Consider the following 23643-nt stretch of genomic DNA (forward strand, 5'->3'; position numbering starts at 1 on the left):
GTGGATCCAGAGCGCCCGAGCGCGTATGGTCCGGCCCATGCCCGGCGAGTTCGTCCACCTTCACGTCCACTCGGAGTTCTCCATGCTGGACGGCGCCGTGCGGCTCAACCAGCTGGTGGACCAGACCGCCAAGCTGGGCATGGGCGCCATCGCGCTCACCGACCACGGCAACATGTTCGGCACCGTGCAGATGCACAAGCTCTGCGAGGGCAAGAAGGTGAAGCCCATCGTGGGCTGCGAGGTGAACATCACCCCCGGGCACCGCGGCGATCCGAACGACGCGCGGCTGCACCACCTGGTGCTGCTGGCGGAGAACCAGAAGGGCTACGAGAACCTCGTGCGCCTGGTGAGCCTCGGCTGGGTGGAGGGGCTCACCCCGCTCGGGCAGCCCCGCATCGACTTCGAGCTGCTGGCCAAGTACAGCGCCGGGCTGGTGGGGCTCTCGGGCTGCATGGGGGGCTACCTGGCCCAGGCCGTGCTCATGAACGGGCCGGCTGCGGGCCGCGACGCCATGGCCAAGCTGCGCGACTGCTTCCCCGAGGGTCGCTTCTACGTGGAGCTGCAGGACCACGGCTTCCCGAGAACCGCCCGCTGAACAACGTGCTGGGTGAGCTGGCGCGCGATCTGGGGCTGCCGCTGGTGGCCACCAACGACTGCCACTACCACGAGCGCGGCGAGGCCCCGGGGCAGCTCGTGCTGCAGTGCATCGGCGCCGGGCGCAGCCTCCGTGAGATGGAGGCCATGCACCACAACAGCTCCGAGATGTACGTGAAGTCGCCGGAGCAGATGGTGGAGCTCTTCCGCGACGTGCCCGGCGCGGCTCGCAACACACTGCAGATCGCCGAGATGTGCGCGGGGCAGGTCAGCCCCCTGAGCGACCCCAAGCTGCCGCGCTTCAAGGTGCCGGGGGGAGACACCGAGGAGGCGTACCTCGCCGACCAAGCGCGCCGTGGGCTCGAGGTGCGCCTGGCCGACATGGACCGCCGCAACATCCCCTTCGAGCGGAAGGTCTACGAGGACCGCCTCGAGGTGGAGACCCAGATCATCAACCAGATGGGGTTCCCGGGGTACTTCCTGATCGTCCAGGACTTCATCAACTGGGCCAAGGACAACGACGTGCCGGTGGGCCCGGGTCGCGGCTCCGGAGCGGGCTCGCTGGTGGCCTACAGCCTGCGCATCACGGACCTCGACCCGCTGCCCTACGGCCTGCTGTTCGAGCGCTTCCTGAACCCCGAGCGCGTGTCCATGCCGGACTTCGACATCGACTTCTGCATGGACAAGCGCGAGCTGGTCATCGACTACGTGCGCGACACCTACGGCAAGCAGTCGGTCGGGCAGATCGCCACGTTCCACCAGCTCAAGAGCAAGAGCGTGGTGAAGGACGTGGGCCGCGTGAAGGGGCTCTCGCCAGGCGACGCCGCGCGCATCGCCGCGCTCATCCCGGACCCCATCGCGGGCAAGAGCACGCCCATCTACAAGGCGCTCGAAGAGGTGGAGGCGCTCAAGACGCTCTACGACACGGACCCCGCTGCGCGCGACGTGCTGGACATCGCCCAGGGGCTCGAGAACCTCACGCGCCACGCGGGCATGCACGCCGCGGGCGTGGTCATGTCCGAGGGGCCCATCTGGGACCACGTGCCCGTCTTCTGCCCCGACGAAGGCGTGTACGTCACGCAGTACCACAAGGACGACGTCGAGGCGGCGGGCCTGGTGAAGTTCGACTTCCTGGGGCTGCGCACGCTCACGGTGCTGGACAAAGCGGTTCGTTTGATCAACCGCCGCCCGGACCGGCAAGGCGAGTTCGATCTGAGCGCGCTGCCGCTCGACGACCGCGGCACGTATGCGCTGCTCTGCTCGGGAGAGACCACCAACGTCTTCCAGCTCGAGTCCACGGGCATGCAGGACCTGTTCAAGAAGCTGAAGCCGGACTGCTTCGAGGACATCGTGGCCGCCGTGGCGTTGTATCGCCCCGGTCCCATGGGCGCCGGCATGCACAACGACTTCGTCGAGCGCAAGCACGGCCGGCAGCGCGTGGAGTACCCGCATCCCAGCGTGGAGCCCATCCTGCGGGACACGCGCGGCGTCATCGTGTACCAGGAGCAGGTCATGCAGATCGCCCAGGTGATGGGCGGCTACTCGCTGGGCGGCGCCGACCTCTTGCGGCGCGCCATGGGCAAGAAAAAAGAGTCGGAGATGGCCAAGCACAAGGCCACCTTCGTGGACGGCGCCGACAAGAACGGCGTGGACAAGAAGACCGCCGAAGACATCTTCGATCTGATGGCGTTCTTCGCCGGCTATGGCTTCAACAAGTCGCACTCGGCGGCGTACGCGCTCATCACCTATCAAACGGCCTATCTCAAAGCGCACTTCCCCGTGGAGTTCACCTGCGCCACGCTCAGCGCCGACAAGGAGAAGAGCGACAAGGTGGTGCGCACCGTGGCCGAGGCCCGCAGCATGGGCATCACGGTGCTGCCGCCCGACGTGAACGAGTCGGAGATCGACTTCTCGGTGGTGTACTCGCCGGAGGAGGGCCGCGACATCCGCCGCCCCAAGGACAAGCCCGTGTGCCAGAAGGGCGTGGTGCAGGACCCGCAGGTGCCGCGCATTCGCTTCGGCCTCGGTGCCATCAAGGGCGTGGGCAGCGCCGCCCTCGACACGGTCTTCGAGTCGCGCCAGGACGACGCCCACAAGCAGGACCCGTTCATCGACCTGTTCGACTTCTGCGCCCGCGTGGACCTTCGCCGTGTGAACAAGGCCGTGGTGGAGGCGCTCATCCAGTGTGGCGCCTTCGACGGCGTGCACGCCCCGAAGGACGTGTCCCGGGCCCGTGCGTTCGCGGCCCTCGAGCAGGCCATCGAGCGGGGCAAGCGTCTCGCCGCCGAACAAGCCAGCGGGCAGACCAGCCTCTTCGGGCTGCTGGGCGAGTCGGACACGGCCAAGTCGTACTCACGCAGCGGTGGCACGTTCCCGCCCGCCGAGGACTGGGACTCGCGCGACCAGCTCCAGCGCGAGAAGGCCTCGCTCGGCTTCTACGTGAGCGGACACCCGCTCGACCGCTACGCCGCCGAGCTGCGGCGCTTCTGCAACGCCGACACCGAGACGCTGGCGTCCATCGACGTGAACACCACCATCGTGCTCGGCGGCTCGGTGGAGGCCTACCGCGAGCGGCGCACCAAGCGCGGTGACAGCATCGCCTTCTTCGAGCTGGAAGACGCCGTGGGCCGCGTGGAGGTCATCGTCCGGCCCAAGATCCTGGAGCAGGGCGACAACCGCGACCGGCTCAAGTCCGGCGAGCCCGTGCTGCTCACGGGGCGCGTGCAGTTCGAGCGCGACCGCATGGCCGACGACGATGCGCCGGAGCAACCAAAGCTGGTGCTCAACGACGTGCAGCTGCTGGCCAGCGCGCTCGCTCAGAAGACCACGTCGGTGGTGGTGCAGCTGTCGGTCGGCGAGGTGTCGCGGCAGAAGCTCCAGGCGCTGCGCACCACGCTCGAGGCGCACCCGGGGCCGTGTCCGGTGGCCCTCACGCTGTCCAACCCGCAGGTGTGGAGCGTGGACCTGCTCGAGACGGGGCTGCACGTGGAGCCCACGGACGGCCTGCTGGCGAGCCTCGAGCGGCTCTTCGGCAGAAAGGCGTGTGAGCTGCGTTGGGCGAACCCACCAGCGAAGCGGAACTGATCGCGCGGGCGAGCGCGATCGCGGGGCTGACCCTGGCCGAGCTCGCAGCACAGCTGGGCTGGCCTGCGTGGGACGACCTCGAGCTCGGTGGCACGCGCCGCAAGGGCCGCGTGGGGCAGCTGGTGGAGCAAGCGCTCGGTGCCGCGTCGGGCTCATCGCGCGGCCCCGACCTGCCCACGCTGGGCGTGGAGATCAAGACGCTGCCGCTCGGGCGCGACGGGGTGCCACGCGAGACCACCTTCGTGTGCACGGTGCCCCTCGGCGATCTGGAGCGCACGGACTTCGAGGACAGCGTGCTGGCGATGCGCCTGGCCCGGGTGCTCTTCGTGCCCATCGAGACCGAGCCCGGCGTCGCCTTCGGAGCGCGCCGCGTGGGCAGCGCCTTCTTGTGGTCGCCGTCCGCCGCCCAGCTGGCCCAGCTGCGCGCCGACTGGGAGGCCGTCGCACAGCTGGTCGCCGCGGGCGAGATCGACTCGCTCGACGCCCGCCTGGGCGAGGCCCTCCAGGTTCGCCCCAAGGCAGCCAACTCCACCGTCCGCCGAGTCCTCGCCAGCGAAGACGGCACCCTCTCCTGGGCATCCCCGCGGGGCTTCTACCTGCGCCGCACCTTCACCACCGCGATCGTCCGCGAAGCGTACGCGCCCCGCGTCTGAGCGGCGCCCGGGCGCCCCTCGTCAGGCGACGCGCGCGAGGGCGGTCTGAGCCGCCGGAACGATCTGGACGCCGGTGCCGCGGATCATGGAGGCGACCGTGGACGCCAGGCCCATCATGCTGATGCGGTCCTTCGTGCTGCTGGCCAGCACCACGTTGCCGTGGCCGGCGCGCACCATGGGGGCCACCACGGCGCGGATGGCGACAGAGCGGGCCGAGACGGCCTCTTGGTCCACGCGGCCCCCACTGACGACCACGGCCTGGGCCAGGGTCTCGTAGGGCTGGATGGCGTCCACACGCTTACGCACGCGAGTGGCGAGCTCCGACACGGTCTCACCCGGCTGCTGGATGATCAGGCACACGTCGTCAGCGTCCTGGCGGAACTGGTCGACCCAGCTCTCCCAGTCGCTTCCGCGCTCGGCGATCACCATGGCAAGGTTGTAGAGGGTGGAGTTCATGACGCGTCTCCTAATCTGCGTCGGCACACGAAGAGCTAAGCAATCGCTGTGCCAATGATCCGGTGGTGTCCGTGTTTGAGGGCGGTGTCCTGAGAATGATTTGGGTTTTCGGCGTATGCTCGCCGGAGTTGCTAGCCGTGATGACGTTTCTGGATTGCAAACGTTTCACACAGTCCTTCAGAACCGTGTCCAAGTGTCCACCTTGGGCAACCCGGGTGACGGAATGGCGCGTCATCCATGACGCAGTGCGTAGCGGACAACGCGCTGCGTCAAGTGTGATCCCGCACCCGGAGTTCGTCCGCTGCGGGCGCAAAGCGGGAGTGGCCAGTAGTGGCTACTCCAGTTGCCACACCGTCGCTTGGAGATGAGGGACTCATGCGCTATCAGGGCGCATGCCGTTTCACTGGAACCCGGATCCCATCATCGCCGAGCTCGGCAGCATCGAGCTCCGCTGGTACGGCGTCTGCTTCGCCATTGGGATCCTGTGGGGTGCCACGATGCTGCCGCGCTACTACCAGCAGCGCGGCTTCAGCGAGGACCACGCCAACTCGCTGTCCATCTGGATTCCCCTCTGCATGATCATCGGGGCCCACGCGGTCCACATCATCTTCTACGACACGGAGGTGCTGACCCGCTTCTGGCGCACGCCCGACTGGGACCACTTTCGGCCCATCCTCGACGTGCGTTCTGGTCTGGCCAGCCACGGCGGGGGCCTCGGCTGCATCTTCGCGGTGTGGGCCTACGCACGCAGCAAGAAGCTGAGCTTCTTCGAGCTGGTGGACGCGACCATGCTGGCGGCCGTGTGGGTGTTCCCGTGGGTGCGCATCGGCAACTTCGTGAACAGCGAGATCCTGGGCATGCCCGCCACCGTGCCGTGGGCCGTGGTGTTCGACCAGATCGACCAGACGCCGCGCCACCCCACCCAGCTCTACGAGGCCACGCTCGGGTTCGTGCTCATCGGCATCGCGGTGTGGCTCAACCGGAAGCACGCGCACCGCCTCCGGCCAGGCGCGCTGTTCTTCACGCTGCTGGGGCTCTACTTCGTGCTGCGCTTCATCGTGGAGTTCTGGAAGGAGCACCAGACCCCGGACCCCATGTCCGCGTACATCACCACGGGGCAGTGGCTGAGCCTGCCCATCTTCCTGACCTGTGGCCTGGTGCTCTTGCTGAGCAAGCGCCACGGCATCCTCACCCCGCCGGACGCCGACCAGCGTTGGTGGGAGCGCGCGGCCCCGGCAGCGCCCCCTCCGGCCGAGGGCGCGGCCGACAACGCATAGCTCCGCGGTAGCCGCGGGCCAGCGCTAGCGCCGGGCGGGCGCGGCCTCTGCGGCGTGCACGTCTTCGATGCCACCATCCAGGTTGCGTGCGGCTCCGGTGATGGCGGCGCGCAGGGCGGCCTCCAGCATCTGTTGGCGCTGCCGCTCGGTGTTGTGGACGTTCACGTTGGCGCGCACGCTTGCGTTGCTGGTGTCCACCGCGCGGATCATGAGACCCGGGTCGTTGGTGATGGCCAGCTGCACCTCGGCGCGCACCGTGGCGACGTTGTTCTCCACCGTGTAGGTGAGCGTTGTCACCGCCACCTCGAGGCGCAGGAAGACCACGCCGTCCGGGGCCCGCAGCACGGCGTCGGGCGAGTGGTCGTCGGGGCGCGGAGGCACCGCCGTGTGGACCTCGGTGCGGGAGAGCGACGTGAGCATGCGGGCGGACTCGGCGCGCACGAACTCGGTGGTCTCGCGCGGCTGGACCACGCCGTCGGCCACGCTGATGCCTCCCACACGGACGCGCGCGCGCGGGGTGGAGTCTCCCGACAGGCGGGCGATGGCGTGGCCCACCTGAGCGCGCACGTAGGCCACCGCGTCGGGGCGCAGGCGCCGCAGCGCGGCCAGGGTGCGGGCGTCACCCACGGTGCCGAGGGACCTTGCAGCCGCCGCGCGGATCTCCGGGTCGCGGTCGCGCAGCGCGCGCTCGAGGGCGCGGCGCGCGCGGGCGTCGTTCGCTTGGCCGAGCGCTTGCGCCGCAGCGACTCGCTCTGCGCTGGTGGCGCGCCGGTTGCCGAGCGTGCGGGTCAGCGCGGCCACGTCTGGCGCGGGCGGGGTCTCCTCGATGGCCATGAGCGCGGACGCGGGGGAGGAGATCGTGGCCACGCTGGGAAAGAGCAGCGCGAACAGCAGCGACCAGCGAGCAACGGGGGAGCACCAGGAACGAGAGCGCATCAGGAGTACCTCGGGGGGAGAGCCACGGATGGAGACACGATACTCGCAGACGCAGCCCGCGGGAGCGGATTCATGAGCGCGCGAAAACCCACGCGGCGATCCCGGTCAGCAGCACCAGCTGGATCAGGCTGAGCACGAATGCCGCGCGCAGCCGGTTGGCCTGCGGTGGAAGGGCCGGGTCTCCCTCCGGCGCAGGCAGCGCGAAGACCAGCACGATGAGCGGATTGCAGAACAGCCCGAGCGCGCCCCAGTACGGACCGCGCCCCGCGCGGACGGCCACTTCCACGCACGTCCAGCACCACAGGAAGAGCAGGGCGAAGACGCACGGGAGCTCGACGATAGGCATTCGCGGGAGGATGGTGCCGACGAGCGCGCGGGCCAACCCTTGACGACCCCGGTGACGGCTGTTAGGAACCCGTCGCCTCGAGAAGGGGTCGTTAGCTCAGTCGGTAGAGCAGCGGACTTTTAATCCGACGGTCGCGGGTTCAACCCCCGCACGACCCACCGGTTTTCCCTCCTCTGGGGCAGAAAACCTCAGTCCCCATCGTCTAGTGGCCCAGGACACTGGCTTTTCACGCCTGTAACGCGGGTTCAAACCCCGCTGGGGACACCGAAGCCCTGCTCAGCTCACGCTGCGCAGGGTTTTCCTTTTCGGGGGTCACAGCACCTGCAGGCGGCGCCGGAGCGTGCTGGTGGCGTGCAGGCCACCGTCCTCCGGGCGCGCCATGGCGGCGGTCTCGAGCGAAATGCCGGCCAGGGTGGGCGCGTCGCGCGGAGGGATGTCCTCCACGCGGATCTCGAAGCGGCCGTGGTCGAAGGGCTTCCCCGTGGCGGCTTCCACGCGCACCAGGCGCTCGTGCTTGCCCTCGGCCTCGAAGGTGAGCGCGCGGTGGATGCACAGCGGGTTGTCGCCGGGCTGGCCCAGCCACGCGTGCGCCGTGTAGCTGCAGCCGCCGCGGCAGGGCTCGGCGTAGTAGCAGGTGCGGCAGAAGCCCGAGAGGGCCTCGACGCCTCGGTCGGCCAGGCGCCGCAGGGGCTCGCGCGTGAGGATCTCGCGCAGCGGCGTGACGCGCAGGTCGCCGCCCGCATAGGCGTCCGTGGGGAGTGACGGGCAGCCCTTGAGCGTGCCGTCGGCCTCGATGCCCAGCGTGTACTCGCCGGCGCCGCAGCGCGTGAAGTGGGCGCCCTCGGCGCCGCGCGAGCGGATCCACTCTTCGTACGGGCCGAAGTAGCCCACGTTGTTGCCCGGCCGCAGGCGCACACCACGCGGCTCGAGCACGGTCTCCTGGATCCACGCGAGCAGCGGGAAGAGGTCCAGCAGGTCCAGCGGCTGCAACATGAGGTCCGCGCGGTCGGCGGCGTTGCCCAGCGGCACGGTGAGCTGCACGCGCCAGTCGGTGGCGCCCAGCTCCGCCACCAAGCGCGCGAGCGCGGGTAGCTCGGGCAGGGAGAGCCGGTTGACCTGCGTGTTGACCGAGAGGTGGATGCGAGAGGCCGCGACGCGGCGCGCGGCGGCCACCGCGGCGTCGAAGGCCCCACGGCGTCCGCGCTGCGCGTCGTGGGTCTGGCCGAGGCCATCGATGGAGATGCTCATGGCGCGGATGCCGGCGTCCTCCGCGGCGCTCACCACCTGGTCGTCGAGACCGAAGCCCCCCGTGGTGACGCCCACCACCATGCCGTGCGCAACGAGGGCGCGCGCGATCACCAGCCAGTCGGGCCGCAGGTAGGCCTCGCCGCCGATGAGCGTGACCTCGCGCACCTGCGCATCCGCCAGCTGCTGCACCACGTCGAGGGCCTGCTCGGCGCTGAGCTCGCCGCTGCGCGCGGCGCCAGCGCGGCTCCCGCAGTGCCGGCAGCTGAGGTCGCACGCGAGCGTGAGCTCCCACACCGCATAGACCGGGTGCGGCGCGGCGAGGTCGTCGTCCCGGAGGTGGCGCGTGGTGCTCGGCGGGCGGCGGCTCAGAAGTCGAGCCCGTAGGTGACCGCAGGAGCACGATCCGGCCCCATCGGCGTGTACTCGGCGTCCCCGGGAGCGCGCCGGCGCCGAGCCCGTGGCTGCGCCTCTTCGGCGGCGGCTGCGGCGGCCGCGGCAGCCTCTCTGGCCTGCGCTTCGGCGGCCGCTGCGGCTTCTGCGGCAGCGGCTTGGGCGGCGGCCTCTTCGATGGCGCGGGCGCGCACGAGCGCCTCTTCGGCAGCGCGCGCTTCGGCTTCGGCGGCGAGGCGCCGGCTCTCCTCCTGCTGTGCCGCCGCTTGCTGCTCGGCCTGCACGCGCGCCTGCTCCTCCGCGGCCGAAGGGCCACAGGCCCCCAGCCCCATGAGCGAAGCGGCCACCATCCCGCCGCGGATTCCGAAGCGCGGGGCCGCACCCGTGGTGCAGAACGGGCAGCGGCGGTCGCGCGGCGTGTTCCCCGCCACCACGTGTCGCCGGCAGCTGGGGCAGCGCGTGAGCCCATCGGCGGTCTTGGTCAACAGGGTGTCGTCGGGCCGCTTCATGCGCCGAGCGTAGGCCGGTGTGCCCTCGCGGTTCAAGGCCCCTCCCTCAGCGAGGCGCAGCGCCAGCCTGCCCGAGGTGCTGCTCGAGGAAGCGGTCGTGGTCCTTCCAACACGCGACCGCCGCGGGGCGCGAGCGGAGCGCATGGAACGCGTGCGGCTCGCCTTCATAGGTGCGCAGCTCGGCCGCCACGCTGCGCTGGTCGAGGGCCGCCTTCAGCCGCACGCTGTCGTCCAGCAAGAGGTCACCCGTGCCACAGAAGATGAAGAAGGGCGGCAGGGGCCGCGTGGGCGCATGCCGCTCCACCAGCACCACCGGGTCGGCCAGCACACGCTCGCCCGCCGAGAGCCCCACGGTGCCCAGGTACGCCAGCTCCATGGCCTTTGCGATACCCGGCACGAAGCGGCCGGGAGGCTGGCCACCGTCCCGAAAGAAGCGCGCCATGTCGCTCACTTGGTAGACGCCGCAGCCCGCCAGCACCGCGTTGATGGCCGGCCCATCGCGGCGGATGTCCTGCGCCCAAGGCAGGTCCAGCTCGTAGCCGTGCGCGAGGGCCGTGGACGTGATCAGGTTGGCGCCGGCCGACTCGCCTGCCAGCGTGACCTGCTCCCCGCTGGCGCCGTACTCGCTGGCCCGGCGTCGCACGTACAGCAGCGCGGCGGCCACGTCCTCGCACGCCGCCGGATAGGGGTTCCGCGGCGCGAGGCGGTAGTTGATGTTGAACACCGTGAAGCCACGCCGCGCGAACGCGACCGCCAGCCCGATGTGCGTGTCTTTCGAGCAGGCCGAGAAGCCGCCCCCGTGCACGTAGATCAGCGCGCGCTGCTCGGGTGGAGCGTCCGAGAGGCGAAAGACGTCCAGCCGGTGCGCGGGCAGTCCGGTCCCCACGTAGTCCACGTCTTCCCAGATGGTGAGCCCCTCACGCCTGCGGCGCGCGTGCGGCATGTTGCGCGTCAGCTTGGGGACTGCGTGCAGGGCGTCCACGACGGCGCGGCCGAGTGCGGCGCGACCTCGGGTGGCGATGACCTTGGGGATGCGCGGCATGGGAGCGCGAGAGCATAAACGCAGAGAGCCCGCCGAGCGAATCGACGGGCTCTCTTGCCGGGACTCGCGCCCCGCCTGACGGTCGGTGGACTACATGCCCATGGGCAGGAGGCGCAGCTCGGAGATGGCGAGGTATGCACCACCATGGTTGGCGCTGATGGTCACGCGCACGGTCGAGACCGGGCCGTTGGACGTGATGGGCACGTTGGTGATGCTCTCCTGCGCCAGCGACCCCACGCCGCCGCCAGCCGGTGCCCCCGTGGGCCCCAGCAGCTCGATGAGCACGTCACGCGCGCCGCTGGTGGCGTAGCTGCCGAGGTGTGTGTCGAAGCTCAGGCCACCGATGAGCGTGGGCTGCGCCAGCATGAGCGTCATCTGCACCGGGTAGGTGGGGCTCATGGGCGTGTACCACTGCGTGGCCGCGTTGCCGTCGTTCAGGTTGGCGGCGCGGTAGCTCGCGCTCCACTCCGGCAGCCCGGGAGCCACGGTGTAGGGCAGGCCGGCGCCCGCGACGGGAGGCGGCATGGGGGGCGGCATGGGGGGCGGCATCACCAGGCCACCGGCCACAGCCGCCGGCGCGGGGGCTTGGCCCGTGCCCGGAGCCGGACGCAGCGTGAAGTCGGCAATGCCCAAGTAGGCGCCGCCGTGGTTGGAGCGCATGGTCAGGCGAATCTGGCTGGGGACCACCGGCGGCGTCACCGCGATGGAGTTGACCGCGCCCTGGTTGAGCGTGAACGCCATGCTGCGCGGCGGCTGGCCGTCGGCCGTCATGATGTCGATCTGCACCTCACGCGCACCCGAGGTGTTGTACCCGCCGAGCGTGGTGTCGATGTCGATGCCGCCCACGGGGGAGGGCGCCAGCGGCGTGAGCGTGGCCATCACCGGGAAGGTGGGCGACATGGGCGTGTACCACTGCGTGGTGGGGTTGGCGTCGGTCATGCCCGTGGCGCGGTAGCTGGCGCTCCACTCGGGCAGGCCCGGCTCCACGCGATAGGCGATGCCAGGGACGATGGGGGCAGCGGGGGGGGTGGGAGCCGATGGCGAACCGTTGCCGCAGCCAGCCAGTGCTGCGATGGCGGTGGCGGTCATCCACGTGTCCCGGACTCGGCTCTTGCGAGTGAACATCATTCTGTACATCCCTTTCACCCCCACTGTTGGGTGTTGTTGCACGCGTGTGTGTCGCGGCGGTGAGAAGCTACCACCGCGGAGATCCTACGCGCAACGACGGACACGATTCCCTGGGAAACTTCCGTCCAAGGTGTCGTATGCTCCTCTGTCGTTGCGTCACTCTCAACTTTCAGGAGGTGTCATGGGTCTATTCGATATGTTTGGTGCGGGCGGTGGGGCGCTGCAGATCCAGGTCATGGGGCAAGCGACCTCGGGCGGGACGCTGACGGGCAACTTGGTGTTCACGGGGGGCAAGCGCGCTCAGAACGTCACCAACATCGCGATTCGGATGAGCATGGACCAGCGCAGCATGCAGATGACGCCGCAGGGGCCGCAGCAGCGCACCGACTCGCGCGACATCGTGCCGCGCATCGTGGTGACGCAGACGTTCACGAGCACGCCCGGGCAGCCCTCCACCTTCCCGTTTCAGATGACCATCCCCGGTGGGTTGCCGAGCACCACGCAGGGCGTGGTCACGTACCACTTGCGCGCTTCTGCAGACATCGACAACGAGCCTGATCCGGGTGCGTCGCAGGAGATTCAGGTGATGGGCACCGGGCCCGCGGTGGCGCAGGGGATGCCGGGGCAGATGATGCCTGGACAGGGGATGCCGGGGCAGATGATGCCGGGGCAGATGATGCCCGGACAGGGCATGCCGGGGCAGATGATGCCGGGGCAGATGATGCCTGGACAGGGCATGCCGGGGCAGATGATGCCGGGCCAGATGCCCGGTCAGGGCATGCCTGGGCAGATGATGCCGGGCATGGCGGGTGTGGCTGGCATGGTCGCGGGAGTCGCGGGCATGGCGGGCATGGCTCAGGGCATGGCGCCCGGGATGGCGCAGGGCATGGCGCCCGGGATGGGTCAGGGCATGGCGCCCGGTATGGCACCGCAGCAGCTGGCCATCGGCACGCGCGTGATGGCCATCTGGACCGATGGCCAGTACCACCCTGCGCGCATCCAGTTCGCGCAGAACGGCGTCTATTACGTGGACTGGGAAGAGGCGCACCTGGGTCAGACCAGCCCTGTGTATCCGCAGCAGCTGCAGATTCATCCGCAGCAGCACGCGGCCGCGCCGGTGGCAGCCTACGCCGCGCAGCCCGCCCCCGTGCAGAAGGCCGTGGACCCCTACGCGCAGCAAGCCGCGAAGCACGACCCGTACGCCGCCAAGGGCGGTGTGGACCCGTACGCTGCCAAGGGCGTGGCCCCCGGTGGTGCCGTGGCCGTGGGCGCCGCCGTCATGGCGCAGCACCCCTCCAACCAGCAGTGGTATCCCGGTCGCGTCGCGTCGGTGCAGAACGGCATGATCGGCGTGGACTGGGACGACCCGGCGATGGGTGCGTCCAGCTGGGTGATGCCAGCGGCTGTGCAGCCCCGCTGACGACCAAGGGCGAGGAGGCGCTGTAGCAAAAGCTCTACACGCGCCGGGGGAGGGTCGGGCCACCCGGCTCGGTAGAATGGAGACGAACCCAGCGGCGCTGCAAGGCGCCGCGCTTCGTTTCAGGAGTCACCCGACACATGCGCACTTCCTTCGCTCTGCTTGCCACCGTCATCTCCCTGCTCGGCCTCACGACCACGGCCTCTGCGGACTGCTTCGGCTTTCGTGAGAAGAACGCCGTGGTCTGTGTCCCGGGCTCCGACAACGCGGCGCGCCGTCGCGCCGAGAGCGTGTGCGAGGAAGCCACCGGCTCCGAGTGCGCCATCAGTGGCGTGGTGGGCAGCACGTGCCAGGAGAGCAGCAGCCGGCAGTGCTACGACGAGAACGGCGACCGCAACCGGCGCCTGACGGGCTACTGAAGCCGGTCTTCGCGATAGAGCCGCTCCACGTAGCGCCACAGCGGACGCCCGCGATAGCGAGCCACGAAAGGCTCGAGCGCAGCGGGCAGCGTGTGCTTGCTGAAGGGGAACGGGTGCTCGGCCGGCATGACCAGCGGGCCGAGCAAGCTGGCCACGCTGATGTCCGCGCGGGTGAGGCGGCCCTCGAGCAGGTAGGGGCTGCTCCCGAGGCGCGCCTCGAGCTCGGTCCACGCAGCCTCGAAGGCTTGCTCGGCGGCGGCCACGTCCGCGGGGTACAGCTTGTAGCCCTTGGTGACCTGCGCCTTCATCACGGGGAACATCGCGTGCAGAAGTGGACCACTCCACCACGGGCCGTCTTGTGACCAGAGCGGGATCACGGCCTCGCGCGTCATCATCTCCGAGTAGAAGATGCGGCGCAGCGCCTCGCCCAGGTCTCGGTCGGCGCGCTCTTCGAGAGCCTGCCAGCCGTTGTCCGCAGGGGTGAGCGAGCGCGCGGGCTGCAGCGCGTCGAGGTGTGCGATGATGCGCCCCGACCCCTGGATGGGTGGCCCATCGGCACGGGTGAGCACCGGCACGGTGGTGCGCTTCACGCCCAGGCGCTTCATGGTGGCCACGTGCGGCCCGGGGACGCACCGCACGAGCTCGTAGGCGACGCCGTGGTGGTCGCAGGCCCAGCGAGCCTTCTCGCTGAAGTGACTGATGGGGAAGACGTAGAGCTGCACCACGGACTCGTGCCACGCGGGTGGCGCCTAGACCAGCCCGCCCCGTGGAGTGGCGCGCTCGGCCAGCGTGAGGGCCACCGCGCTCAGCAGTTCTTCTTCGGCAAAGGGCTTGCGCAGCAGCGGGGTGGCCAGCCCGTCGAGCGCGGCGTCGGCCACGCCCGACATCAGCAGGAAGGGCAGGGCGCAGTCCCCCGCGTGGACCGCCGCGAGGAGCTCGAGCCCCGTCATGCGCGGCATGGAGACGTCGGAGAGGACCAGCTCCACGTCCGTGGCCATGGGCCAGCTGGTCGAGCGCGTCGAGCCCGTCGCGCGCCTCGATGACCGAGTACCCCGCGGCTTCGAGCGCGTCGCGCACCAAGCCGCGGATGGGGTCCTGGTCCTCCACCACCAGCACTCGCCCGCGTGGCTTCTGTGCGAGGGGTTGATCGGCAGCGGGGCGTGGCTCCGCGAGCGGCAGACGGATGCGAAACGTGGTGCCCTCGCCCAGCGCGCTCTCCACCTCCACGGTGCCGCCCGACTGCTCGACGATGCTCCACACGGACGCGAGCCCGAGCCCCGTGCCGTGCCCGCTGGGCTTGGTGGAGAAGAACGGCTCGAAGACGCGCTGCGAGATGGCGGGGCTCATCCCCACGCCGTGGTCCCGCACGTCCATGCGCACCCAGCGCGCGGGGGCGCGCGCGTCGCCGCTGTCGGCGTGGCTCTCGAGGCTGGTGGCCAGCGTGAGCGTCCCTCCGTTCGGCATGGCGTCGCGCGCGTTGGTGGCCAGGTTCATGAGCGCTTGCTCGATGGACGCCGCGTCGCCTTCCACCTCGAGGGGCGCCTGTGTGGTGCTGAACTCCACCACGATGCCGTGCCCCACCAGCGCCTGCAGCATGGGCATGGCGTGGTCCACCAGCTGCACCAGGTCCATGCGCTCGCGCTTCAGGGTGGTGCGCTTGGCGAACGAGAGCAGCTCTTGGGTGAGCCGCTGACAGCGCTGCGCCGCCGCGCCAATCTGCTCGAGCGAGGCACGCGCTCGTGCGTCCATGCCGGTGCAGGCGCTGGCGATGCGCATGTGCCCGAAGATGACCTGTAAGTAGTTATTGAAGTCGTGGGCCACGCCGCCGGCCAGCGTGCCCACCGCCTCCATCTTCTGCGCGTGGCGGACCTGCGCCTCGAGCTCGAGCCGCTCGCTCACGTCCAGCACGGAGCCCACGATGCGGAGGGGCCCGGGCTGCCGCACCACGGCGGCCTCCATGTGCACGTGACGCACGCAGCCGTCGGCGCGGAGCATACGGAAGTCCACCGGCTCCGGGGCCTCTGTGGCCACGCCGCGCGCCGCCACATCCTGCACGCGCGCGAGGTCTTCGGGGTGGATGGCGCCGAAGAAGAGCTCCACCGTGGGCTCGATGGACCGGGGTGCGAAGCCCAGGATGCGGAACATCTCGTCAGACCAGCGAATGTCGTTGGTCTGCGTGTTCCACATCCAGCTGCCCAAGTGAACGATGCGCTCCGCCTCGGCGAGCAATAGCTCCCGCTGCGCTAACTCGTCGACGGTCGTTCCAGGCCCGTTCGCGGTCATCTCCCCGAGCGTATCACCCCTTTGGGGTCATTTGGTCCAGCGAGCGTCGAACTCGCAGCGGTCCAAGCCCTGATAGCGGCAGCGAACGTGGCGCACGGTGCCGGGGTTCCCCGACAGCGCGAGGCCGCGCTCGAGCCATGGCCCGGGGCCGTTGGCGCAGGTGAGCGCACCCGCCGTGGTCTGCTCGTCGCTGGGCCCTTGCAGCGAGAGCCGCCAGTGGCCGGGGCCCATCTCCTCGGCGGTGAACGTGCCCGTGTCGAAGTAGCGTCCCCACAGGAAGCCCGTGCGCTTGAGCATGAACTCGGGCGATCCCAGCTTGAGCACCATCTTCACCAGCGTGGTCAGCTCGCGCTCGCCGAGGAAGCCGCAGAACGCGCGCATGCCCACGTTGGGGTCTGCGTACTGCTGGCTGAAGAACGCCGAGCACAGGCCGTTCCAGGCCGACACCGGTTGCCAGCTGGAGGCGAGCAGGATGCCGTCGTAGAGCTCACGCTCACCGGGCAGGGCACGCGCCAGCGCCTTCTTCCAAGCCTCTTCGCCGTGGTTGTCCACTACCCACTCGCGCAGGTGGTTGAAGATCAGACCCTTGGCGCGGCCGTTGGCGGTGGGGGCAGGAGGCGGGGGCGGTGGAGGGGGCATGCGGGTCTATCGTTCGGCTAGAATTGGACGCTGGAAGCCATCTCGCGGAGCGGTACGTACAGCGGGATGCCGGAGTTCACGAGTGACGTCTCCGTGGCAGCGAGCGCCGACAGGAATTCGGCGTTGGCCTGGCGCAGCCCCGGCTCGCTGAAACCGTACTCGATGTCGGCCAGGCGCTCCACCACGTAGGGCGCGAAGAACATCAGCGAGCACATCTTGTAGTTGAGGTTGTCGCGCACCGTCACCAGCGTGCGCGGGTCCGGCGCGTCGCGCTGCTCGAGCGTGGGCACCCGCGTGTGCAGGCGGAAGGGCACCTCGCGCGGGTCCACCTGCCCGTAGATGAAGTGGTCGGCCGAGTGCGAGATGGCCACGTCGAGCGCGATGCTCGCGAACACGCGCGCCAGCACGTCGTCGTCGAAGATGGTGGCCCCGCTGGGGAAGCCCGGCACCCACTCCGCGCAGTGGTCGGCCCACTCCACCACGTCGGGCGGGCGCTGGGCCACGATGGAGGCCGTGACCTTGCGCCCGAACTCGAGCAGCGTCTGGTGATAGCGCCCCAGGAACGTGCCGTACGGCGAGTGGATGACCGGCGCGTCCAGCGGGAAGCGGTAGCGCGGGTAGGCCCGGTTCGGCGTTCCGTCCGCGTGGTCCAAGCCGCGCCACAGGGTGGCCACGATCTCGGCGTGCTGCTCGAGCGTGCCCGGATACGGCGCGTAGATCAGACCCGGCTTCAGCACCGTTTGGTCGCCGTAGAGCACCGCGTAGTTCACCGCCAGCGCCAGCTTGAAGTGCGGCAGGAGCAGCTGCTTGAGCGTGCTGCCGGGCTCGAGGCGCGTGCGCGTGATGGCGTCCACCGAGTTGCTGGGGAAGTGCAGCTTGGGGTGCATCAAGAGCGTGGTGATGACGCCCGCGCCCTGCAGCGCGAAGTACTTGGCGGTGGTCCAGCCGCCCGCGTGGCTCGGGTCGAAGACGTTGTCGTCGAGCGCGATGGCCACCAGCTCGTAGGTCTGATCGGCGCGCCGCTTGAAGAGCACCACCGAGGGCACGGTGCTGCTGTCGGCGTCGCTGGGCACCAGCCGCATGGGCGAGAAGTCGCTCTTGTACCAGCCCTCGCCTGCGCCCAAGCCCGGGCCCTTGCTGCCGTTCAGATAGGCCGCGAACCGTGCCAGGTCCGGCGCGTCGAAGAGCGCCTCGGGCGTGAGGAACTTGGAGAAGATGCCGTCGCACAGGATGTCGCAGAAGCGCTGGTCCGACACCGTGCGCAGCCCCGGGTTCTGCCGTGCCCAGAGCCAGCTCGGCAGTGTGTCGAAGAGCACCTGCTTGATGTAGCGCCGCCCCACGTGGCGGTCCCAGTCCTTCTGAACGTCGTCGGGCACGTGCAAGACCGCCGGGGCGCCGTCCTCGAAGAAGTCGGGCGCGGGTTGTGGCCAGGGGCCGAAGCTGTAGTCGCGTCCTCTCGTCAGCATCTTCTCTCGTCCCTCGCCTGACCCGGCGGGTGCTTCATCGCGTGGCTCTCTGTCAGTGAGCTACGCGAGCCAGTCGGCCCTCGTCAAGAACCAAGCGCGCGCGGATCGCGAACGCGCCCCTTGGGTGAAAACGCCTACAGACAGGGCACAACGTGAGACTGTCCCCGCATGCGGTACCCGCTGTCCGTGGACTTCGTCGTGTGCCTCGTCGCTGACCAGCGCAGGCCTTGGGGCGTGTTCGTCCCCAGCTGCGGGCGCGGGCTCGACGAGCACGCTGCACGAGCGCCCTGCGGTGCCGCTGGCCGAGGAGCCCACCGCCGAGGCGCTGCCGTTCATGCAGCTGCACTTCATCGACGTGGGGCAGGGCGCGGCCACGCTGCTGGAGTTCTCGTGCGGGGCCGTGCTCATCGACACGGGCGGCGAGCGCCAGCCGTCCGACCACCGTGGCTCGGGCTGCCCACGCGCGGACCACGTTCCGCCGGCAACGTATGACGGCAGCGCGCAGCTGCTGGCGTACCTGCACGCGTTCTTTGCCCGGCGGCCCGATCTGGGAGGACGCCTCGACGCGCTCTACCTGACGCACCCGCACGTGGACCACACGCGCGGAGCGCCGGCGGTCATGCGGGCGTTTCGCGTGGGGGTGCTGGTGACCAACGGGCAGGACGGCGGCTCGGGGGCGTGCGAGCAGCGCGAGGCCGAGCAGCTGGCGGCGGCCAGCCCCGACACCCGCGTGGTGCACGTGCCGAACCCGGGTGCGCCGCTCGGGCTCACCGACGAGTGGCTCGACCCCGTGGCGTGCGGCGACCTCGACCCGGAGCTGCGCGTGCTGTTCGGGCGGGTGGACGCGGGCGTGGCCCACCCGGGCTGGAGCGCGACGGACCTGCACAACGAGAACGAGCACAGCGTGGTGCTGCGCGTGCAGCTGGGGCGCTTCAGCGCGCTCTTCACGGGCGACCTCGAGACGCAGGGCATCCAGGATCTGCTCGCGCAGTCGGCCCCCGAGGCGCTGGACGTGGACCTCTATCACGTGGGCCACCACGGCTCGCACAACGCCACCACGGCGGCGCTGCTGGCGGCGCTGAGCCCTGCCACGGCGGTCATCTCCATGGGCTCGCCCACGCGCGAGGCTTCGTATAGCGCGTGGCACTACGGGCACCCGCGCGCACAAGTGGTGGCGCTGCTGGCGGCCAGCCTGAGCGGGCGCGCCGAGCGGCGGAGCGTGCTGGTGGCCACGGGGCAGCACGCCTTCGAGAGCGTGGAGATGGACGCCGCGCTGTACGCCACCGGGTGGGACGGCGACGTGGTGATCCGCGCCGAGGCCGACGGCCGCCACGCCCGCGTGCTGCCCTGAGGGAGCACGCGCGCCCCTGCGTCAGCGCGCTTCCCGAGGCCGCCCTGCGCGGGCCAGCATGGCCGGCGGCCGGTGGCCCCACTCGGTCCAGATGCCGTGCGTCTCGGGCTGCCAGCCCTCGGTGATGGTGCGGCCGCCCCAGCCCAGCTCCACCTCGAAGCCCGAGGGCGTCTCGGAGTAGAACGAGATCATCTTGTCGTTGGGGTGCTGCCCCAGCGTCTGCACCACGCGCACGCCGTGGTCCACCATGCGGTCGAGCGCCAGGCCCACGTCGCGCAGGTCACGCAGCTGCAGCATGAAGTGGTGGATGTGCTTGGGCAGGCCCTCGCCGAGCGCCAGCGAGTGGTGCCGCTCGTTCCAGTGCAGGAAGGTGATGCGCACGTCCATGTCGCCGATGCGCGTGATGATGCGGTCGCTCAGCCGCGCGCCCAGCACGTCGCAGAAGAAGCGCGTGGAGGTGGCCATGTCGCGCGCTCGCAGGGCCAGGTGGCCAAAGCCCTGAGCGCCGGCCACGAAGCCGCCGCGCACGACCTCGGAGGCGAAGGGCGTCGAGGCCTTCACCGGCCCCACGTACAGCTCGCACGTCAGGCCGCCGGGCTCCTCGAAGCGCAGCAGGCGCTCCACCCCACGTTGCTGCGCCTCGGCTTCACTGCCGAACTCCACGCGCGCATCGGCCACGGCTAGGTGCTCGGCGAGCTCCACGAACGCGTCCAGGTCGGCGGCCTCGAAGCCCAGTACGTCGAGATCATCGGCGGTCCCCGGCCGGATGAACAGGCGCTGCTCCTGGTCGTCGTGGCGCAGCGAGAAGCCACCGTCGGCGAAGCGCCTGGACACGCTCAGGCCCAGCACCTGGGTGGCGTACTGCTCCCAGCGCGCAGGGTCGGTCACGGCGAAGCCCACGTAGCCCAGCTGCGTGATGCCGCCCATCAGATGAAGAAGTCCGTGTTGGAGGCGCCCAGCATGACCGCGCCGAAGTTCTGCGCGGGCTTGTGCGGGTTGTTCACGTAGTGCGCCTCGGCGGCGTGCATGTCGTTGAAGTAGCGCAGCAGCGGGTTGGTCTCGTAGATGGCGCTGCCGCCCGCCGCCTTGAACAGGTTGTCGATGGCGGTGACGCACTTGGGGCCCACGCGCGACGTCTCGTAGCGCCACTGCACGCGCTTCTCGAGCGGGATCTTCTCGCCGCTCACGGCGTAGTCCATCATGTCTTGCAGCTGGTCGTAGAACACCAGCCGCAGCTCCTTGAGGGTGGCGGCCGCCTCGGCCACGGCCAGCTGCGCCGCCGGGTTCTCCGCCACGCGCGAGCCCGTGCTGCGTGCCACGCGGCTCTTCTGCAGCGCCACGAACTCGCGCAGCGCGCCGTCCAGCATGCCGATGCCGCCCGAGGCCACGGCCCGCACGAACATCTGCCCGAAGGGGATGCGGAAGAGCGGCGCCGTGTTCTCCGCGTGCCCGGGGCTCTTCTGCCGGAAGCCGTCTCCGAACTTGTGCGTGCGGTGCTCGGGCACGAACTGCTCGCGCACCACCACGCTCTTGCTGCCCGTGCCCTGCAAGCCCGACACGTGCCAGTCGTCCTTCACCTCGAAGTCGCGCTTGGGCACCAGGAAGGTGCGCAGGTCCTGCGTGTTGGGGCTGCCGTCGTCGTTGGGCGCGAAGGCACCCAGCATGGCCCAGTCGCAGTGGTCCACGCCGCTGCTGAAGCCCCACTCGCCGCTCAGCGTGTAGCCGCCCTCGGTGCGCTGCACCGTGCCCACGGGCATGTAGGAGCTGGAGATGAGCGTGCTCGAGTCCGAGCCCCACACCTCTTGCTGCGCCTGGTCCGGGAAGAGCCGAGCTGCCAGCTGTGCACCGACACCACGCCCAGCACCCACGCCGAAGCCGGGCACGCGCTGGCCACGATGCGCGCCACGTCGAAGAAGATCTGCGGGTGCGCCTCGGCGCCGCCCCAGCGCTTGGGCTGGAGCGCGCGGAAGAAGCCGGCGGCCTGCATGTCCGCGATGGTCTCGGCCGGGACCTGCCGCCCGGCGCGGGCCCGGGGCACACGCTCGAGCAAGGCAGGCACCAACGCCTCGGCGCGCGCGACCAGCTCCTTGCGCAGCGCCTCGTCGGGCAAGGCTGGGCTGTGGCTGTGAGTGGGGCTCATGTTCGTCTCCTGGTCGGTCGCGGGGTCAGACGTAGAACTGCTGGTACCACTTGCGCAGCTTGTGGAAGGGGCCGTCGCCCTCGCACAGCACGGGGTTCTCGACGAAGCGCTTCTCCATCCAGATGTCGATGTCCTCCTGGAAGCCCTTGCTCATGTTCTCCACGTAGCCGCGCTGGAAGTGCTCGGTCTGGCGCGCGTCCTTGCCCTTCTTCAGCATCACGGCGAAGCGCAGGTCCATGCTGTTGTGTCCACCATGGTGTTGGCGTTGATCAGGCGCGCCTCCATGAAGCCGTCCCAGCGCGAGATCTGGAAGCCGGGCCCGTAGTACGTGGCCTCGATGTGGTAGCGGTCCACGCCGCCGCCGATGGGGTAGGCCACGCCCGAATTGATCTGCTTCGCGATGTGGCCCGTGAACTCGTTCTCGAACTTCTCCACCTGCGTGCGGTGCACGGGGCTGAAGTGGCCCACGTCCACCACGTTCTCCACCAGCTCGTGCGGGTGCGTGTGCACGCGCAGCTTGGCGTGCACCCACGGCATCCAGTCGGCGTCGTCGCACTCGGGCAGCACGGGCACGTCGAACTGCGGCGCGCCGCCGGCCGGGTCGTGCCACATGAAGATGATGTTGTTCACCTCCTTGCAGGGGGTGGTGTCCACCACGGCCTTGCCCGGGATGCGCGCGCTGTAGGGGATGTGGTTGCACTTGCCGTCCGGCCCGAAGCGCCAGGCGTGGAACGGGCACACCAGCGAGTCGCCGTTGACCTTGCCGCGCGCGAGGCTGCCGCCCAGGTGCGGGCAGTACGCGTCCATGATGCGGGGCACGCCGTCGTCGCCGCGGTAGAGCGCGTACTTCTTGCCGAAGTAGTTCAGCGTGTGGACGTCGCCCACCTTCAGCTCGTCGGAGAACGAGACCACGAACCACCCGCGTGGGTAGCCCTTGAACGCCTTCTGGCGTGCCTCTGCGTTGTTGCCCGGGGGAATGATCGTGTCCATGGCGACGTCCTCCGTTCAGGCGTTGTAGAGCTCGGCGGGCAGGTTCATTCCGTCGAACGTGCCGGCGGGGAAGAACTGGCGCAGCCACTTGCGGAAGAGCGGGATGGGACCGTCGCCCTCGCACAGCATGGGCGGGTGCACGAAGACCTTGTTCTCCCAGACGGGGATGTCTTGCTCGAGCTGGCGCGACACCTCGGCGATGAAGGCCTTGCCCACGCCGCGGTCGAGCGCTGCGCCGCCGGTCTTCTTGACCATGAAGCAGAAGCGCACGTGCACGTAGTCCTTGTCCTTCGGGGTGACCGACGTGACCAGCAGCGTGTCCACCACGCCCTTGAAGCGAATGGTGTTGAAGCCGAAGCCATAGGACGTGGACTCGATGCTGCCCGCCACCGCGCCGCGCGTGGTGCCCATGCCGGCCTTGCTGGCCACGCGCATGATGTGTCCGTCCACGCTCGCCTCACTCGCCGGGTAGTCGAGCGTGCCGTGCAGGTACTGGAAGTGCGCCACGTCCACCTGGTTCTCGGCCATGTCCAGGCTGTGCGTCTTGATGTCCCACTCGCGCACCTCGAAGTCGGTCCACTCGTCGGAGCCGATCTCGGGGATGACCGGCACCTCCCACTCGGGCGCGCCGCCCTCGATGTCGTTCCAGGCCAGGACCATGCCGTTGCGCTCCATGACGGTCCACGGGCGCACCTTGGCCTTGGGCGGGATGCGCTCGGCGTACGGGATCTTGGTGCACTGGCCGGCGCCATCGAACTGCCAGGCGTGGAAGGGGCACTTGATGGTGTTCTCCACCACCTTGCCGCCATGGCCGAGGTGCGCGCCCATGTGCGGGCAGAACGCGCCCAGCAGCTTGGGCTGCCCGTCCTCACCGCGGAACAGGACCAGGTCCTTCTCGAACGCCTTCACCGGCAGCACTTGCCCGGGGCCCAGCTCTCGGCTGAGGGCCACGGCGAACCAACCTTTGGGACTGGACGTGAACGGGAAGCGTGATGCACTCATCGGGGCGGTCTCCTCTGAAACTAGAACGTGTTTCAGTTTGAGGTGGCGTTTGCACGCGGCGTGCCATGGGCATTTGCGCTTGATGTGGGCGTGGTGCTGGGAGAGGCCGCGCAAGTTGCGACGTTGCGGTGGGGGGGTGGCGCAGGGGCTGCGCAGGCGAGGGGGCCGGGCGCTGCCGGGGAGGAGGACCGTCGCCGTCGCCGTCGCCGTCGCCGACAACGCCCACGCCCACGTTGACGTGGAGGTTGCTTCGCGCAGATGGGTTGATCGAGA

General features: G+C 69.8%; 20 protein-coding genes, 2 tRNA genes and 4 pseudogenes. 8 read left to right on the plus strand and 18 right to left on the minus strand.

Translation table 11 applies throughout. The annotated features are described in order from the left end of the window. The first annotated feature begins 37 nt into the window (after positions 1-37). Together dnaE and IPI43_26185 are read left to right on the plus strand one after the other, a co-directional pair. Positions 38-3678: pseudogene (gene dnaE / locus IPI43_26180) on the plus strand (DNA polymerase III subunit alpha). Next, entirely contained in the window at positions 3648-4331 is a 684-nt protein-coding gene (locus IPI43_26185; GenBank protein MBK7777571.1) for a DNA mismatch repair protein MutH, read from the plus strand. The pseudogene dnaE and the gene IPI43_26185 overlap by 31 nt, the downstream one beginning before the upstream one ends. 21 nt (positions 4332-4352) lie before the next feature. On the opposite strand, the gene IPI43_26190 is transcribed toward IPI43_26185, so the two are convergent. Next, entirely contained in the window at positions 4353-4787 is a 435-nt protein-coding gene (locus IPI43_26190) for a hypothetical protein (GenBank protein MBK7777572.1), read from the minus strand. A gap of 392 nt (positions 4788-5179) precedes the next feature. Between IPI43_26190 and lgt the strand changes: the two genes are divergently transcribed. Beyond that, positions 5180-6064: a prolipoprotein diacylglyceryl transferase gene (lgt, locus tag IPI43_26195; GenBank protein ID MBK7777573.1), complete on the plus strand. Its 885-nt coding sequence runs from the start codon at positions 5180-5182 to the stop codon at positions 6062-6064. A gap of 24 nt (positions 6065-6088) precedes the next feature. On the opposite strand, the gene IPI43_26200 is transcribed toward lgt, so the two are convergent. Together IPI43_26200 and IPI43_26205 are read right to left on the minus strand one after the other, a co-directional pair. Next, complete coding sequence (locus IPI43_26200) at positions 6089-7000, minus strand: HEAT repeat domain-containing protein (protein MBK7777574.1); 912 nt, start codon at positions 6998-7000, stop codon at positions 6089-6091. Positions 7001-7070: 70 nt separating this feature from the next. Then, positions 7071-7346, minus strand: a complete 276-nt coding sequence (locus IPI43_26205; protein ID MBK7777575.1) for a hypothetical protein — start codon at positions 7344-7346, stop codon at positions 7071-7073. Positions 7347-7431: 85 nt separating this feature from the next. Between IPI43_26205 and IPI43_26210 the strand changes: the two genes are divergently transcribed. Both IPI43_26210 and IPI43_26215 read left to right on the plus strand, forming a co-directional pair. Further along, positions 7432-7504, plus strand: a tRNA-Lys gene (locus tag IPI43_26210). Positions 7505-7537: 33 nt separating this feature from the next. Further along, positions 7538-7610: transfer RNA gene (locus tag IPI43_26215), tRNA-Glu, on the plus strand. Positions 7611-7658: 48 nt separating this feature from the next. On the opposite strand, the gene IPI43_26220 is transcribed toward IPI43_26215, so the two are convergent. The 4 genes from IPI43_26220 to IPI43_26235 form a co-directional block, all read right to left on the minus strand. Beyond that, positions 7659-8963 carry a radical SAM protein gene (locus tag IPI43_26220; GenBank protein MBK7777576.1) on the minus strand — a complete coding sequence of 435 codons (1305 nt, stop codon included), beginning with the start codon at positions 8961-8963 and terminating at the stop codon, positions 7659-7661. Beyond that, entirely contained in the window at positions 8960-9493 is a 534-nt protein-coding gene (locus tag IPI43_26225; protein MBK7777577.1) for a hypothetical protein, read from the minus strand. The genes IPI43_26220 and IPI43_26225 overlap by 4 nt, the downstream gene beginning before the upstream one ends. A gap of 46 nt (positions 9494-9539) precedes the next feature. Further along, the gene (locus IPI43_26230) at positions 9540-10535 is read right to left on the minus strand and encodes an alpha/beta hydrolase (protein MBK7777578.1); all 996 of its coding nucleotides are present in this window, start codon (positions 10533-10535) and stop codon (positions 9540-9542) included. A gap of 90 nt (positions 10536-10625) precedes the next feature. Continuing rightward, the gene (locus IPI43_26235) at positions 10626-11660 is read right to left on the minus strand and encodes a hypothetical protein (GenBank protein ID MBK7777579.1); all 1035 of its coding nucleotides are present in this window, start codon (positions 11658-11660) and stop codon (positions 10626-10628) included. Between the two features lie 184 nt (positions 11661-11844). On the opposite strand from IPI43_26235, the gene IPI43_26240 reads away from it, so the two are divergent. Together IPI43_26240 and IPI43_26245 are read left to right on the plus strand one after the other, a co-directional pair. Continuing rightward, positions 11845-13083, plus strand: coding sequence for a sporulation protein (locus tag IPI43_26240; protein ID MBK7777580.1), 1239 nt, complete (start codon positions 11845-11847; stop codon positions 13081-13083). A gap of 137 nt (positions 13084-13220) precedes the next feature. Beyond that, positions 13221-13499: a hypothetical protein gene (locus IPI43_26245; protein MBK7777581.1), complete on the plus strand. Its 279-nt coding sequence runs from the start codon at positions 13221-13223 to the stop codon at positions 13497-13499. On the opposite strand, the gene IPI43_26250 is transcribed toward IPI43_26245, so the two are convergent. The 6 genes and pseudogenes from IPI43_26250 to IPI43_26275 form a co-directional block, all read right to left on the minus strand. Continuing rightward, entirely contained in the window at positions 13493-14221 is a 729-nt protein-coding gene (locus tag IPI43_26250) for a glutathione S-transferase (protein ID MBK7777582.1), read from the minus strand. The genes IPI43_26245 and IPI43_26250 overlap by 7 nt on opposite strands. A 27-nt stretch (positions 14222-14248) precedes the next feature. Next, a complete protein-coding gene (locus IPI43_26255) occupies positions 14249-14497 on the minus strand; it encodes a response regulator (GenBank protein MBK7777583.1) in 249 nt (82 codons plus the stop codon). A gap of 169 nt (positions 14498-14666) precedes the next feature. Beyond that, positions 14667-15350 (minus strand): annotated as a pseudogene (locus IPI43_26260) (hybrid sensor histidine kinase/response regulator). A gap of 18 nt (positions 15351-15368) precedes the next feature. Further along, positions 15369-15782, minus strand: a pseudogene (locus IPI43_26265) (PAS domain-containing protein). A 27-nt stretch (positions 15783-15809) separates the two neighbouring features. After that, positions 15810-16421, minus strand: a complete 612-nt coding sequence (locus IPI43_26270) for a hypothetical protein (protein MBK7777584.1) — start codon at positions 16419-16421, stop codon at positions 15810-15812. Between the two features lie 17 nt (positions 16422-16438). Then, complete coding sequence (locus IPI43_26275; protein ID MBK7777585.1) at positions 16439-17887, minus strand: hypothetical protein; 1449 nt, start codon at positions 17885-17887, stop codon at positions 16439-16441. A 292-nt stretch (positions 17888-18179) separates the two neighbouring features. Between IPI43_26275 and IPI43_26280 the strand changes: the two genes are divergently transcribed. Next, a complete protein-coding gene (locus tag IPI43_26280) occupies positions 18180-19238 on the plus strand; it encodes an MBL fold metallo-hydrolase (GenBank protein ID MBK7777586.1) in 1059 nt (352 codons plus the stop codon). A 21-nt stretch (positions 19239-19259) separates the two neighbouring features. On the opposite strand, the gene IPI43_26285 is transcribed toward IPI43_26280, so the two are convergent. The 5 genes and pseudogenes from IPI43_26285 to IPI43_26305 form a co-directional block, all read right to left on the minus strand. Next, a complete protein-coding gene (locus IPI43_26285; protein MBK7777587.1) occupies positions 19260-20165 on the minus strand; it encodes a VOC family protein in 906 nt (301 codons plus the stop codon). Then, a pseudogene (locus tag IPI43_26290) lies at positions 20165-21378 on the minus strand (acyl-CoA dehydrogenase family protein). The gene IPI43_26285 and the pseudogene IPI43_26290 overlap by 1 nt, the downstream one beginning before the upstream one ends. A gap of 25 nt (positions 21379-21403) precedes the next feature. After that, positions 21404-21616: a hypothetical protein gene (locus tag IPI43_26295; protein ID MBK7777588.1), complete on the minus strand. Its 213-nt coding sequence runs from the start codon at positions 21614-21616 to the stop codon at positions 21404-21406. Then, positions 21595-22368, minus strand: coding sequence for a Rieske 2Fe-2S domain-containing protein (locus IPI43_26300; protein ID MBK7777589.1), 774 nt, complete (start codon positions 22366-22368; stop codon positions 21595-21597). Before IPI43_26300 ends, IPI43_26295 begins: the two co-directional genes overlap by 22 nt. Before the next feature lie 15 nt (positions 22369-22383). Further along, on the minus strand, positions 22384-23370 hold the full coding sequence (locus IPI43_26305) for an aromatic ring-hydroxylating dioxygenase subunit alpha (protein MBK7777590.1): 987 nt from the start codon (positions 23368-23370) through the stop codon (positions 22384-22386). Positions 23371-23643: the final 273 nt, after the last annotated feature.

The organism is Sandaracinaceae bacterium (assembly GCA_016706685.1).
Lineage (GTDB): Bacteria > Myxococcota_A > Polyangia > Polyangiales > Houyiibacteriaceae > JADJJE01.